This window comes from Cupriavidus sp. 96C5-1, assembly GCF_057798855.1.
Genome location: NZ_JBYOJU010000001.1, coordinates 490,086 through 503,112, shown reverse-complemented (window position 1 = coordinate 503,112; position 13,027 = coordinate 490,086). Strand labels below are relative to the sequence as shown.

Genomic DNA, 13,027 nt, shown 5'->3' with positions numbered 1-13,027 from the left:
ACAAGGAACGCGGGGCAGCAGGCACGAACAACTTATAATTCTCGCATATCCGCTGCCGCCGCCGGCTCAAAGCGGTCGGGAACCCCCCTGTTCCGGATCGCGGCCGTGCGTGCGACGGCTTCACATGACAAGGCTCCGCCCGATGTTCACGTTTCTGTTCCTAGCCGCCCTGATGCTGATGGTGCTGACCAAGCTCTGGCTGGCGGCCCGCCAGGTGCGCCATGTGGCGCGACACCGCCACGCGGTGCCCAGCCGCTTTGCCGACACCATTACGCTGTCCTCGCACCAGAAGGCGGCCGACTACACCATCGCCCGCACCCGGCTGTCGATGCTGGAGGTGCTGGCCGGCGCCGCGCTGCTGATCGTCCTGACCATGCTGGGCGGACTGCAGTGGATCAACCAGTTCTGGCTCGGCACTTTCGGCCCGGGCTACGCCTACAGCGTCGCGCTGATCGCCAGCGTGGCCGTGCTCGGCGGCCTGGTCGACCTGCCCTTCTCGCTCTATGGGCAATTCGGCATCGAGCAGCGCTTCGGCTTCAACCGCATGGGCTGGAAGCTCTGGCTGGCCGACCTCGTCAAGATGACGGCCATCGGTTGCGCGCTGGGCCTGCCCCTGCTGCTCGCGGTCCTGTGGCTGATGGAGCATATGGGCCAGTACTGGTGGGCCTGGACGTGGCTGACGTGGATCGCCTTCACGATCTTTGTGCAGATGATCGCGCCGTCGGTGATCATGCCCATGTTCAATCGCTTCGAACCGCTTGCCAACGCCTCCCTGGAAGCCCGCATCACGCGCCTGCTGCAGAAGTGCGGCTTCCGCAGCCGCGGCCTGTTCGTGATGGACGGCAGCAAGCGCAGCGCGCACGGCAACGCCTACTTCACCGGTTTCGGCGCCGCCAAGCGCATCGTCTTCTTCGATACCCTGATGGAGCGCCTGGCCGACGACGAGATCGAAGCGGTACTTGCGCACGAGCTGGGCCACTTCAAGCGGCGCCATATCCTCAAGGGCATGCTGGTGAGCTTCGCGCTGAGCCTGGCCTTCCTGGCCGCGCTGGGCTGGCTGGCCAGCCGCTCCTGGTTCTACACGGGCCTGGGCGTGCTGCCCAACCTCGGCACCACCAACCATGCGCTCGCCCTGGTGCTGTTCTTCCTGACGCTGCCTGTGTTCACCTTCCTGCTCGGGCCGCTGGCCAGCCAGACCTCGCGCCGCCACGAGTTCGAAGCCGATGCCTTCGCCGCCGGCCAGACGGATGCCGGCCACCTGGTCTCGGCACTGGTCAAGCTGTACAAGGACAACGCCTCGACGCTGACCCCCGACCCACTCTACAGCGCCTTCTACTACTCGCATCCGCCGGCGGCACAGCGGATCGACCGCCTGCTGGCGCACGCATGAGCCGCGCCGGCCGGAGCGGCCCGCAGCGCGCCGCAAGCGCTGCCAAGGGCAATGGTGCCGCAGCCGAGGAGGCGCTGATCGTCGCCGCGCACGGACGCCACTATGTGATCGAGCTGGACGACGGCAGCCGCCTGCATGGCTTCCCGCGCGGCAAGCGCAGCGAGTGCGCGGTGGGCGACCGCGTCACCATCGAGCGCGCCGCCGCTGACCAGTGCGTCATCACGGGTTTCAAGCCGCGCAAGAACCTGCTGCACCGTTCGGACCAGTTCAAGTCCAAGCTGCTGGCCGCCAATATCGACCAGGTGGTGATCGTGCTTGCGACCGAACCGGGCTTTTCGGAAGACCTGCTGGGCCGGGCCCTGGTATCGGCCGAAGCGCTGGGCATCCGGCCGCTGATCATCCTCAACAAGATCGACCTGACCGAGCGCCTGGAAGAAGCCCGGGGCCGGCTCGAGCTATACCGCGCACTGGGCTACGAAACCCTGTTCCTGTCGGTACATGGGTCGCCGGACGATACGCTGGCGCAGTTGCGGCCGCAGCTGGCGCATCGCTCCAGCATCCTGATCGGCCAGTCCGGCATGGGCAAATCGTCCTTGCTGAACCTGTTGATCCCGGGCGTGGAAGCGCAGACCCGGGAGATCTCGGCCAAGCTGGATTCGGGCAAGCACACCACCACCTTCACCCGCCTCTACCACCTGCCAGCCAGCGTGGATGGCGCTACAGCCGGCGTCGAGGGCGGTGCCGACCCGCACGCCCGGCAGCGCGGCTGCCTGATCGATTCGCCGGGCTTCCAGGAATTCGGTCTGCATCACCTCAGCGAAGGCATGCTGGAACGCGCCTTCCCCGAATTCCGTCCGCGCCTGACCGAGTGCCGCTTCTACAACTGCCATCACATCAACGAACCCGGCTGCGGCGTGCTGGCCGCGATGAAGGACGGCGCGATCTCGGAGCGGCGCCACCAGCTCTACACGCAGCTGCTGCACGAATCCCGCCAGCAAAAGCCGTGGTAAGGTAGTCGGGCACGCCTGCCCGGCGTGCCCGACTACCATGAAACTACTGCTATCGACCCCTTCCCTCGTCCATGCGGCGCACTGCCAGAACCTGCTGGAAGCCGCCGGCATCCGCGCCGACCTGCGCAACACCTGGCTGGCCGGTGCAATGGGTGATATTCCCTTCCGCGAAAGTGCCCCCCAGGTCTGGCTGCTCGACGACGAGATGGAAACCCAGGCGTGGGCCGTGCTGCGCGCCGCCGCCAATCCGGTGCCGGGCCCAAGGTGGGAATGCAAGTCTTGCGGGGAGTGGCACGAGTCGCAGTTCAACTCGTGCTGGCAATGCGGGGCGCCGCGGCAGCCTTAGTGCAAGGCAGCGGCAGGGGAACGGAAAAGGCGTTGGCGGGACCGTGATCCCGCGCACCCGCCAAGGGGGCCGGCTCAGCCCACCCAGAGCGCCAGCGAAAGCATCGCCAGCAGCAACATCCACAGCACCACGGCACGCCACACCAGGCCGATGGCCGACTGCAGCGTACGCACGCCCGGCTCCGCGCCGAACTCGGGCGCAACCGGCTCGGGCTCGCTATCGTCTTCCATGCCGGGTGCGTAGTCGACCGCCGGGCCGGCCAGGCTGGTACGCAGCACCACGGCGGAATCTTCCTCGGCCAGCGGCACGCCCAGGCGCACGCCCAGGGCTCCGCCGCCGCTGGCGAGCAGGATGCCGTTGACCGCGTCGTTCCACTTGCGCGCGTGGTTGCGCCACGCATAGACGGCATCCTCGAAGTTGCCGACGATGGCAAAGCCGACCGAGGTCAGCCGCGAAGGCACCCAGTCCAGCAGGTAGAAGGCGCGCGCGGCAAACCGCCCCAGCGCCGGGCTGCGTTCGGTGGAAGGCAGGTTCCAGTGGCGTGCCAGATACTCGGCGATGCGGTACAGCACCATCCCGCCCGGACCGATCGGCACCAGGAACCAGAAGAACACCCCGAACACATGGCGGTGCACCGCGACGATAGCGGCCTCCAGCGTATGCCGCACGATCTCGGTGACGGGCATTTCCAGGGTATCGAGACCGGTCCACTGGTGCAGCAGCGCGCGGGCGCGCGGCAGGTCGTCGCGATTCAGCGCTTCGTGGATATCGGTGAAGAAGTGGCTGAACTGCCGGAAACCCAGGGTCAGGTAAAGCAGCAGGACATTCCAGGCGAGCGTGAGCGCGACGCTGATGGAGGCCAGCAGGTAGTGCACCACCATGGCCGCCAGCGTCAGCGGCAGCACCACCGTACACCAGGCCAGCGCGGTATCGCGGGGGCGGCCGGTGTCGAAGGCGTGTTCGGCCCGTTCGGCCAGCACGCGCACGATATCGTAGATCGGGTTGTTGCGGCCCAGGGCACGGAACTGCTCGGCGATCAGCGCGAGGAGAACGGATACAAAGGTCATTCTGGTCTGGGTATCGATGGCCAGGGCGCACCCGTTAACGCATGTGCCGGCCTGACCGCTTAGCTATGACGAGACGATAGCACACGGCAAAGCCGCCCAGACAGAGCATTCCCGCCCGCCGCGAAAACGGGCGGGGCGGGAATGCCGCTCGACAGGCCGCTCAGGGCAGGTCGAAGACAAGCACTTCGGCTCCGTCGCCATGGCTCAGGGTCACCGTATCGATGTCTTCCAGCTGCGCAGCATCGCCCGCCTCCAGCGCTCGCCCATTGACGCTGACACGCCCGCGAGCCACTTGCACATAGGCACGCCGCTGCGGCGCCAGCGCCAGCGTGGCGGACTCATCGCCATCGAACAGGCCGGCATACAGGCGCATGTCCTGGTGGATCACCACCGAGCCTTCGGCACCGTCGCGGCTGCCGACCAGGCGCAGGCGGCCACGCTTGTCGGCCGCCTCGAAGCGCTTTTCCTCATAGCCGGGCTCGAGATCGGCCTTTTCCGGCAGGATCCAGATCTGCAGGAAATGCGTGGTGTCATGCGCCGCGTGGTTGTACTCCGAATGGCGCACGCCGGTGCCCGCGCTCATGCGCTGCACGTCGCCGGGGCGGATCACGCTGCCGTTGCCCATGCTGTCCTTGTGGGCCAGTTCGCCTTCGAGCACGTAGCTGATGATTTCCATGTCGCGGTGGCCGTGGGTGCCAAAACCCATGCCCGGGGCGACCCGGTCCTCGTTGATCACGCGCAGCGGCCCGAACTGGACGTGCTTGGGATCGTAGTAGTCCGCGAAGGAAAAGGTATGGTAGGACTTCAGCCAGCCATGATCTGCATAACCGCGCTCGCCCGCCTTTCTGATTTCAATCATTTTGACGGCCCTCCTTCAGGCCACGTCGGCACAGGAACCTAGTCCTGGCCTTGCGCTACGTTTCGATGCTAGGCAGTTTAGGATGGCAGGAGTATATTTGGCGGAACGATCTCAGTAGCATTCATTCAGAATTTCTGAACATGGCACTTTCTCTCGAATCCCTGGAAGTTCTCGATGCCATCGAGCGCAAGGGCAGCTTTGCCGCTGCCGCGCACGAGATGGGCAAAGTGCCTTCGGCGCTGACCTACGTGGTGCGCAAGCTTGAAGAAGACCTCGATGTCCTGCTGTTCGACCGCCGCCGCCACCGCGCTGAACTGACGCCCGCCGGGCGTGCCCTGCTAGACGAAGGCCGCCACCTGCTGCATGCCGCCGACGATCTGGCCCGCCGCGTCAAGCGCCTGGCCACCGGCTGGGAGGCGACCCTGACCATCGTGGTGGACGACCTGATCAACTTCCGTGCGCTGCTACCGGTGATCCAGGACTTCTACGCCGAAAACAGCGCCACCCGGCTGCGCTTCGCCAAGGAAGTGCTGGGCGGCGCCTGGGATGCGCTGGTCAGCAGCCGCGCCGACCTGGTGATCGGCGGCGCCTATGACGCGCCGAGCACCCAGGGCTTCCAGGTGCGCCCGCTCGGCGCCATGCCATTCGTGTTCGCGGTGGCAGCGCATCATCCTCTCGCGACCGAACCCGGCCCGCTGACCACCCTGCAGATCGCCAAGCATCGCATCGTGGCCGTGGGCGACACCTCGCGCAACCTGCCGGCGCGCACCCACGGCGTGCTGGCCGGGCAGGACGTGCTGGTGGTGCCCACCATGCGCGACAAGCTCGAGGCCCAGATCCGCGGACTGGGCTGCGGGTGGCTGCCCGCACCGATGGCGCAACCGTTTATCGAGAGCGGCGTGCTGCAGGCCCGCGAAACGCTCGAGGTGCGCGCACCGGGCAATTTCAAGGTGGCGTGGCGCACCAGCACGCGCGGCAAGGCGCTGCAATGGTGGGCCAACAAACTGGAAGACCCGCGCCTGGCGCAAGCCCTGCTTCAGCAGCAGCCGGGCCAGTCCGACTAAGGCAGGCCAACACGATGTCCGCCTGCCCGAGCCCGGCGCCCGGCTACCGTGGCCGCTTTGCGCCCTCACCCACCGGCCCGCTGCATATGGGCTCCCTGGTCACCGCGCTGGCCAGCTGGCTCGACGCGCGCGCCCACGGCGGGAGCTGGCTGGTGCGCGTCGAAGACATCGACTATCCGCGCTGCGTGCGCGGCGCCGACCAGCAGATCCTGCATGCGCTGGCCCGCCTCGGCCTGCATCCCGACGAGCCCCCGCAGTGGCAGAGCCGGCGCGAGGCGCTCTATACCGAGGCGCTGCGCAAGCTGGAAACCGCTCATCGGATCTATCCCTGCGGCTGTTCGCGCAAGGAAATCGCGGACTCGCTCCTGCACGCGCGCGAGCGCCACCAGACCCTGGCCTATCCTGGCACCTGCCGCGACGGGCTGCATGGCAGGCTGCCGCGTGCCTGGCGCGTGCGGGTACCGGACAGCGACGATGCCCTGGTCTGCTTCGACGACCGCTGGCAGGGCCGGCAATGCCAGGATCTGGCGACCGAACTGGGCGACTTCGTGCTGCGCCGGGCCGACGGCCTGTGGGCCTACCAGCTGGCCGTGGTGGTTGACGACGGCCAGCAAGGCATCACGCATATCGTGCGGGGTGCCGACCTGCTCGACTCCACACCGCGCCAGATCTACCTGCAGCACCTGCTGGGACTCCCTACGCCGTCGTACCTGCACGTGCCGGTGGTGACCAACGCCCTCGGTGAAAAGCTCAGCAAGCAAAGCGGCGCGCAAGCCATCGACGAACTGGATCCGCTGGCGGCCTTGCGCAGCGCCGGCGGGCACCTGGGCCTGGCGAGCGCGGCGCAATCCGTGGAGAGCTGGCTGGGAGATGCCACCGCCGGCTGGGCTGCATTGCTGGAGCGCCTGCCCGCGGGCGCACAGGGTGGCGCAACGATGGCCTGAAAAGCCGAAGCGCCGCGACGCCGGGCGCGGCGGGACCATACCGGCGCTTGACCTTGCCCTTGCGTAAAGGCCGACAGTACGCACCTTCTCCCGCAAGGAAACCGTATGCTCACGATAGGACAGATGGCCCGATGCTACGGGCTCACTACCAAGACCCTTCGCCACTACGACAGCATCGTCCTCTTCAGCCCGGCGCTGACCGGAACGGAAAACGGCTATCGCTACTACCTGCCCACGCAGATCGGCTGCCTGCCGCCGGATTCAAGGTCCTGGAAGGCATAGAGTTTGAATACATGGACGAACGCTTCCTGGGCCCGCAGCACGCGGACACCGTCGTCGAATTGTTCATACCGGTGCAGGCCTGAGGCCCATCTGGCCGGTTGCAGGCAACCCTGCGGCCGGGTAGGTTGTCCCCCTCTTCCCCCGCGGGGCGAGGGAGTCAACGCCGTCGTCATGCCAGACGGCTTTGGCGCACCGAAGACCTCAGGACTTGCGCGGCACACCGCCAAGCAGCGCCGCCAGCGGGCGCTTGGGCGCGGGGCGGCCACGGCCAAAGGCGGCGGCATGGCTCTCCGTGACATCGGGCTGCGCGGCGGCGGCACCGCCGCTGGGCTCGTAGGGACGCGAGAAGAAGGGATCGTCGGACGGACGGAAGGCGTTGCGCGAGCTGGCCGGATCGTTCCGGCGCGGACGCGGCTCATCGCCTTCGCCGTTGGGGCGGGCGCGGCGCACGTCGCTACGGGCACGGCGGCGTTCGCTCTCTTCCGCGCGGGCGTTGGCGCCGGTGGGGTCGAAACCTTCCAGCGGCGTGCGCGGGATATTGCGCTTGAGCAGTTTCTCGATATCGACCAGCAGGCGCTCGTCGGCCGGCACAAAGATCGACAGCGCGTCGCCGCTGGCGCCGGCGCGGCCGGTACGGCCGATGCGGTGAACATAGTCTTCGGCGCTATACGGCAGGTCGAAGTTGATCACGCAAGGCATGTCGGGAATATCGAGGCCGCGGGCCGCAACGTCGGTGGCCACCAGTGCATCGATATTGCCCTGCTTGAAGCCATCGAGCGTCTGCATGCGCTCGGTCTGGGTCTTGTCGCCGTGGATGGCGGCGGCGTTGATCCCTTCGCGCTCCAGATGGCGGGCCAGGCGCGAGCAGCCGATCTTGCTGTTGACGAAGACGATGCACTGGCGCGACAGCCCGTCGGCGGCGCGCTTCTTCAGCAAGTGCACGACCGCGGCCTGCTTGTGGCCGTCTTCGACCTGGAACACCGTCTGGCGCACGTTCTCGTTGGCCGAGTTGCTGCGCGCCACCTCGATGGTGACCGGCTGGCGCAGGTAGCTCGAAGCCAGGCGCTTGATCTCGGCCGAGAAAGTGGCGGAGAACAGCAGGGTCTGGCGCTGTGCCGGCAGCAGGTTGATGATGCGCTGCAGGTCAGGCAGGAAGCCCATGTCGAGCATGCGGTCGGCTTCGTCCAGCACCAGCATCTGCACCTGCGACAGGTTCACCGATTTCTGCTGCACGTGGTCGAGCAGGCGGCCCGGTGTCGCCACCAGGATTTCGACGCCGCGCCGCAGGGCCTCGGTTTGCGGATTCATGTCGACGCCGCCGAACACCACGGTGCTGCGCAGGTCCGTGAAGCGGGCATAGCGGGCCACGTTGTCGTAGACCTGGTCGGCCAGTTCGCGCGTGGGCGTCAGCATCAGGGCACGCACCGGATGGCGCGCCGGCGAAGCACTGGCATTGGACATCGGCAGCAGCCGCTGGATGATCGGCAGCGCGAAGCCGGCGGTCTTGCCGGTGCCGGTCTGGGCCGCGCCCATCACGTCCTTGCCCAGCAGCACCACGGGAATCGCCTGCGCCTGGATCGGCGTGGGCTTGGTATAGCCCTGCTCGGCCAGCGCGCGCTGGATGCGGGCGTCTAGCCCGAAGCTATCGAAGGTGATCTCGGGGGTGGTCTGGTCGGTGGTCGTAGTCGTCATGGTTTCCGTGTCTTGCAGGAGGCGAACCCGGCGCCAACGGACACGCGTCTTGAACCGAGCGGGGAAAGATCTGCGTATGGATTTAGGCCCGGCCGCGGGTGGCGCTGTGCCGCCGCGAACCGTCGCCTGTCCGTGCCTGTGGTGGGCGATTCCGCCGCGAGATCAATAGCTCATGTAAATCAAAGACTTAGATTGTAGCACCAGAGCCCCTCGGAAGGGTAGGCCGGGTGTGTCGGCTACGCCATTTTCAACCATCGGGGTTTCAACTTTGTGTCGCGCGCGCATCAGCTCCGCAAGCCGGGATAGCGTGGCCGCGCCAGCCAGGTATCCGCGCAGACATCGGGAGAGTCCGCGTACCGAAGCCGCATCCCCTCGCGGCCTGGATTCCAATTGTCATTTTTTGCTTGCAAACGTATACAAACGATGACGAGTGACCTATGCTGGATGCGAGTGAGTCATTCCCAGGCATATCCCGATGCAAACCGTCTCCGTCCGTATCCCCGAAGAAGACCTCGCCTGGCTGGCCCGCATCCAGTTGCCTGGCGCCAGCAGCCCAAGCGACAAGATCCGGGCGCTGCTTGCCGACGCGCGCCGGCGCGCTGACGGTTCGTCCGACTACATCGGCTGCGTTTCGCTGCTGCGCGAGCAGGTGCGCCCGCTGCTGGAGGCCGCGCAGATCCTGGAGCAGGACCACCAGCAGCATTCTGAAATCGTGCTGATGTTCGCCATGCAGCTACCGGAGCTGATGGCCAGCCTGATAGCAGGCGTGCCGGCCGGCGACCAGGCAGCGGCCCGGGCGCGCGAGCTGGAGGCACGCCTGACCGCACGCGCCATGCGCATGCTGCTCGGCCTGCTGCGCCTGGCCGTGACCCAGCGCACCCCCGCCTATGACCCCACCGTGCTGGACGCTTATGTACCGGAAGTGTTAGAACTGGCAACATTGATTAAAAATGCGCGGCGAACAAGCTGATTTCATCTCTGCCGCGCCGCCGCCAGCGCGGCGCCTGATCGATGCACAGAGGAACCACACCATGACGACCGAAGGCCTGGGTAACCGTGTAAAACGACTGCTGACCGCCAATGTGCACGCGCTGGTCAGTTCGCTGGAGAGCCGCACACCGCAAGCCGTGCTCGAGCAGTACCTGCGCGAATTCGACGACGTGATCGCGCAGGCGCGGGTGGCACTCGGCCAGCAGGAGGCCGCCAAGCACCAGGCCGCCAAGGCAATCGCGCGGATCAACAACGAGATCGAGCGGCTTGACGAACAGGTGGCGGTCGCGCTGAATCGTGGCGACGAGGCTGCGGCGCGCGCGGGAACCGAGCGCCAGATCGACCTGGAGGACCAGCTCGGCACGCTCAACACCAGCCTGCAGGAAGCGGTGGAAAAGTCCACTGCGACCGAGTCCGACCTGCTTGGCCTGCGCGCCAAGCGTGCCGAGATGGAACAGGCGCTGGCCGGCATGATCGCCGCGCACGCCGCCGGGCATGCCGGCGGCGGCGGCGGTGGGCCCGCGTTCAACGCCGGCGTGCGCGCCGAACAGCTCGAGCAAGGCTTCAACCGCACCATGACCAGCGCCACCGGCGTAGCGGGACTGGGGGTTGGCCGTTCGGGTGCCGACGCCTCCCTGCTCAAGCGACTGGAGACATTGCACAGGGAGCAGCGCATCGATGAGCGGCTGGAACGCCTGAAGGCCGGACGCGACGGCAACCGCTCCTGAGCCGGCGGACGACCTGCGCCGGCCCAGCCCATCCCGACCGATTCAGCACAACAAGAAAGCCGAAATGAATCAGCTGTTATTGCCGGGCAATGCCCCGTTCGTGGTCGCGATTGGACTGATGGTGGTGATCGGCATGCTGGAGGCGCTGGCCATGCTGCTTGGCTTCGGCCTGTCGCAGCATGCCGACAGCTTCCTCGTCACCCACTTTGCCATCGACCACACCGATGCCGCGGCTGCGGATGCAGGTGCGGTCGGCCAGTTCCTCGGCTGGCTGCATGTGGGACGCGTGCCGCTGCTGATGCTGGTGGTGCTGTTCCTGATGGGCTTCGCCATCGTCGGGCTGGTCCTGCAATGGGCAATGGGAGCAGTAGCCGGCCATCTCTTGCCGGTGCCCATTGCGGTGGGGCTGGCCACCCTCGGCGCCCTGCCCTTCGTCAGGCAGACCGGCGCCCTGGTGGCACGCTACTTCCCGCAGGACGAATCATCCGCGGTATCCGAACTCGATTTCGTCGGCCGCGTCGCCCAGGTCACCGTCGGCGAAGCGGCCGCCGGCAATCCGGCGGAGGCGCGGCTGATGGACGAGTACGGGCAGCCCCACTATATCCGCGTCGAACCGGACCAGCCGGACCAGCGCTTCCCGCGCGGCGAAAGCGTGCTGATCGTCGCGCGCGTGTCGGGCACCCTGTACCGCGTCATCGCCAACCCGCGGCCCGACCTGCTGTAGCCCGCCGGCCCGCGGCCTTGCCTTTCCACGATTTTTTCCTAGTCAAAAAGGAGCGTCAGAACCAATATGGATTCCATCATCTTCTGGGGTGTCATCGGCCTGGCCGGCGTGATCGGCGTGTGCATCATCGGCTTGATCTTCTCGCGCCTGTACACCCGCGCATCCGCCGAACGCGCCTTCGTGCGTACCGGCCTGGGCGGGCAAAAGGTGATCATGAGCGGCGGCGCCATCGTGTTGCCGGTATTCCATGAAATCATCCCGATCAATATGAATACGCTCAAGCTCGAGGTCAGCCGCGCCTCGCGCGACAGCCTCATCACCAAGGACCGCATGCGGGTCGACGTGGTGGTGGCCTTCTTCGTGCGCGTCAAACCCACCGTGGAAGGCGTTTCCACCGCCGCGCAAACGCTGGGCCAGCGCACGCTGGCGCCGGAAAGCCTGCGCGCGCTGGTCGACGACAAGTTCGTCGACGCGCTGCGCTCCACCGCCGCGCAGATGAGCATGCAGGACCTGCAGGACGCGCGCGAGCAGTTCGTGCAGGGCGTGCAGAACACGGTCGCCGAAGACCTGGGCAAGAACGGCCTGGAACTGGAAAGCGTATCGCTCACCAACTTCAACCAGACCTCGAAGGAATTCTTCGATCCCAACAACGCCTTCGATGCCGAGGGCCTGACCAAGCTCACGCAGGAAACCGAGCGCCGCCGCAAGGAGCGCAACGAGGTCGAGCAGGACACCGAGGTCTCGGTGCGCGAGAAGAACCGCGACGCCCTGGCCAAGAAGCTGGGGATCGAGCAGCAGGAATCGTTCATGAAGCTCGAACAGGAACAGCAGGTGAAGACCCGCACCGCCGAGCAGAACGCACGCATTGCCTCCTACGAAGCCGAGCGCCGGCAGGAAGCCGAACAGAGCCGCATTACCGCCGAGCGCCAGGTACAGGAGTCCGAGATCCAGCGCGAACAGGCTGTGCGCACGCGCAAGGTGGAAGCCGAGCGCGACGTGCGGGTCAAGGAAATCGAGCAACAGCGCGTCACCCAGATGGCGGCCATCGAGCAGGCCAAGGTGACCGAGATCGCCGAGCAGGAAAAGGCCATCGTGATCGCCTCCAAATCGGAAGCGCAGTCCCAGGCGCAGGGCCGCGCCAACGAGGCGCTGGCCGAAGCGGTCAAGGCAGAGCAGATGGTGGAGACCACGCGGCGCACCGCCGAAGCGGACCGGGCCAAGCAGGTGGCCCTGATCGAGGCCGCGCAGGAGGCCGAGACCCAGGCCGTGCACGTCACCACGCAGGCACGCGCCGAACGCGAGGCGGCACAGATGCAGGCCATGGCCATTGTCGAACTGGCCGAGGCGGCACGCAAGAAGGGCCTGGCGGAAGCGGAAGCGCAGCGCGCGCTCAACGACGCCATCAACGCGCTCTCGTCGGACCAGACCAGCCTGAAATTCAAGCTGGCGCTCTTGCAGGCGCTGCCCGGCGTGATCCAGCAGACCGTCGAGCCCATGAAGGCGATTGATGGCATCAAGATCATCCAGGTCGACGGCCTGAACCGCGGCGGTGCCGCATCCGGGTCGGGAGACGCCGGCAACGGCAACGGCGGCGGCAATGGCAACGGCAATCTTGCCGAGCAGGCGATGTCGGCCGCGCTGTCGTACCGCGCGCATGCGCCGCTGATCGATTCGCTGCTGAAGGAGGTGGGATTGTCCGGCGGCTCGCTGCAGGGACTGGTCCCAGGCCTGGCGGCGGCTCCGCATCCGGAAGCAACGGCGGCGCATCAGCAGGCAACGGCTCCGCGCCTGGAGGCAACGGCGCCGCATCATGACAACAATGCCGATGTGTTGCCGCTGACGCATGCAGACTACGCTGCGGGCACGCCGAAGATCGGCCCCGCAAGCACCGCAGGCTAACCGCTGCCAGGCAAAAGAAAAGGCCGGACAAC

Annotated in this window: 13 protein-coding genes; 10 read left to right on the top strand and 3 right to left on the bottom strand. The window is 66.7% G+C overall.

Annotated features, from left to right (window positions below):
* Nucleotides 1-142 precede the first annotated feature (142 nt).
* From AC3FOF_RS02300 to AC3FOF_RS02290, 3 genes are read left to right on the top strand one after another with little or no spacing between them, the layout of a single operon-like run.
* Nucleotides 143-1,390, top strand: a complete 1,248-nt coding sequence (locus AC3FOF_RS02300) for a M48 family metallopeptidase (protein ID WP_276264319.1) — start codon at nt 143-145, stop codon at nt 1,388-1,390.
* Entirely contained in the window at nt 1,387-2,400 is a 1,014-nt protein-coding gene (rsgA, locus tag AC3FOF_RS02295; RefSeq protein WP_017227647.1) for a ribosome small subunit-dependent GTPase A, read from the top strand. The genes AC3FOF_RS02300 and rsgA overlap by 4 nt, the downstream gene beginning before the upstream one ends.
* 37 nt (nt 2,401-2,437) lie before the next feature.
* Nucleotides 2,438-2,746 carry a putative signal transducing protein gene (locus AC3FOF_RS02290; protein WP_017227648.1) on the top strand — a complete coding sequence of 103 codons (309 nt, stop codon included), beginning with the start codon at nt 2,438-2,440 and terminating at the stop codon, nt 2,744-2,746.
* Nucleotides 2,747-2,820: 74 nt separating this feature from the next.
* Here the strand turns inward: AC3FOF_RS02290 and AC3FOF_RS02285 are convergent, their stop codons facing one another.
* Nucleotides 2,821-3,813, bottom strand: coding sequence for a CobD/CbiB family protein (locus AC3FOF_RS02285; RefSeq protein ID WP_488725653.1), 993 nt, complete (start codon nt 3,811-3,813; stop codon nt 2,821-2,823).
* Between the two features lie 160 nt (nt 3,814-3,973).
* Nucleotides 3,974-4,672: a pirin family protein gene (locus AC3FOF_RS02280; RefSeq protein WP_017227650.1), complete on the bottom strand. Its 699-nt coding sequence runs from the start codon at nt 4,670-4,672 to the stop codon at nt 3,974-3,976.
* 140 nt (nt 4,673-4,812) lie between these two features.
* On the opposite strand from AC3FOF_RS02280, the gene AC3FOF_RS02275 reads away from it, so the two are divergent.
* From AC3FOF_RS02275 to AC3FOF_RS02265, 3 genes are all read left to right on the top strand, one after another.
* Nucleotides 4,813-5,736, top strand: a complete 924-nt coding sequence (locus AC3FOF_RS02275; RefSeq protein ID WP_017227651.1) for a LysR family transcriptional regulator — start codon at nt 4,813-4,815, stop codon at nt 5,734-5,736.
* A gap of 14 nt (nt 5,737-5,750) precedes the next feature.
* Complete coding sequence (gene gluQRS, locus AC3FOF_RS02270; RefSeq protein ID WP_488725652.1) at nt 5,751-6,680, top strand: tRNA glutamyl-Q(34) synthetase GluQRS; 930 nt, start codon at nt 5,751-5,753, stop codon at nt 6,678-6,680.
* Nucleotides 6,681-6,785: 105 nt separating this feature from the next.
* Nucleotides 6,786-6,962: a MerR family DNA-binding transcriptional regulator gene (locus AC3FOF_RS02265; RefSeq protein ID WP_488725651.1), complete on the top strand. Its 177-nt coding sequence runs from the start codon at nt 6,786-6,788 to the stop codon at nt 6,960-6,962.
* A gap of 201 nt (nt 6,963-7,163) precedes the next feature.
* Here AC3FOF_RS02265 and AC3FOF_RS02260 read toward each other — a convergent pair whose 3' ends face one another.
* Nucleotides 7,164-8,654 (bottom strand): DEAD/DEAH box helicase, encoded by a 1,491-nt coding sequence (locus tag AC3FOF_RS02260; RefSeq protein ID WP_017227653.1) that lies wholly within the window; start codon nt 8,652-8,654, stop codon nt 7,164-7,166.
* A gap of 475 nt (nt 8,655-9,129) precedes the next feature.
* Between AC3FOF_RS02260 and AC3FOF_RS02255 the strand changes: the two genes are divergently transcribed.
* From AC3FOF_RS02255 to AC3FOF_RS02240, 4 genes are all read left to right on the top strand, one after another.
* Nucleotides 9,130-9,624 (top strand): hypothetical protein, encoded by a 495-nt coding sequence (locus AC3FOF_RS02255; RefSeq protein ID WP_017227654.1) that lies wholly within the window; start codon nt 9,130-9,132, stop codon nt 9,622-9,624.
* A gap of 61 nt (nt 9,625-9,685) precedes the next feature.
* Nucleotides 9,686-10,372: a PspA/IM30 family protein gene (locus tag AC3FOF_RS02250; protein ID WP_276264321.1), complete on the top strand. Its 687-nt coding sequence runs from the start codon at nt 9,686-9,688 to the stop codon at nt 10,370-10,372.
* A gap of 64 nt (nt 10,373-10,436) precedes the next feature.
* Nucleotides 10,437-11,096 (top strand): OB-fold-containig protein, encoded by a 660-nt coding sequence (locus tag AC3FOF_RS02245; protein ID WP_017227656.1) that lies wholly within the window; start codon nt 10,437-10,439, stop codon nt 11,094-11,096.
* A 66-nt stretch (nt 11,097-11,162) separates the two neighbouring features.
* On the top strand, nt 11,163-12,995 hold the full coding sequence (locus tag AC3FOF_RS02240) for a flotillin family protein (RefSeq protein ID WP_017227657.1): 1,833 nt from the start codon (nt 11,163-11,165) through the stop codon (nt 12,993-12,995).
* Nucleotides 12,996-13,027: the final 32 nt, after the last annotated feature.

Bases quoted from the DNA above. Each gene is read 5' to 3' on its own strand.
- AC3FOF_RS02240 (WP_017227657.1), top strand. From the start codon at position 11,163: ATGGATTCCATCATCTTCTGGGGTGTCATCGGCCTGGCCGGCGTGATC.
- AC3FOF_RS02275 (WP_017227651.1), top strand. From the start codon at position 4,813: ATGGCACTTTCTCTCGAATCCCTGGAAGTTCTCGATGCCATCGAGCGC.
- AC3FOF_RS02265 (WP_488725651.1), top strand. From the start codon at position 6,786: ATGCTCACGATAGGACAGATGGCCCGATGCTACGGGCTCACTACCAAG.
- AC3FOF_RS02255 (WP_017227654.1), top strand. From the start codon at position 9,130: ATGCAAACCGTCTCCGTCCGTATCCCCGAAGAAGACCTCGCCTGGCTG.
- gluQRS (WP_488725652.1), top strand. From the start codon at position 5,751: ATGTCCGCCTGCCCGAGCCCGGCGCCCGGCTACCGTGGCCGCTTTGCG.
- AC3FOF_RS02245 (WP_017227656.1), top strand. From the start codon at position 10,437: ATGAATCAGCTGTTATTGCCGGGCAATGCCCCGTTCGTGGTCGCGATT.
- AC3FOF_RS02280 (WP_017227650.1), bottom strand. From the start codon at position 4,672: ATGATTGAAATCAGAAAGGCGGGCGAGCGCGGTTATGCAGATCATGGC.
- AC3FOF_RS02285 (WP_488725653.1), bottom strand. From the start codon at position 3,813: ATGACCTTTGTATCCGTTCTCCTCGCGCTGATCGCCGAGCAGTTCCGT.
- AC3FOF_RS02260 (WP_017227653.1), bottom strand. From the start codon at position 8,654: ATGACGACTACGACCACCGACCAGACCACCCCCGAGATCACCTTCGAT.
- rsgA (WP_017227647.1), top strand. From the start codon at position 1,387: ATGAGCCGCGCCGGCCGGAGCGGCCCGCAGCGCGCCGCAAGCGCTGCC.
- AC3FOF_RS02290 (WP_017227648.1), top strand. From the start codon at position 2,438: ATGAAACTACTGCTATCGACCCCTTCCCTCGTCCATGCGGCGCACTGC.
- AC3FOF_RS02300 (WP_276264319.1), top strand. From the start codon at position 143: ATGTTCACGTTTCTGTTCCTAGCCGCCCTGATGCTGATGGTGCTGACC.
- AC3FOF_RS02250 (WP_276264321.1), top strand. From the start codon at position 9,686: ATGACGACCGAAGGCCTGGGTAACCGTGTAAAACGACTGCTGACCGCC.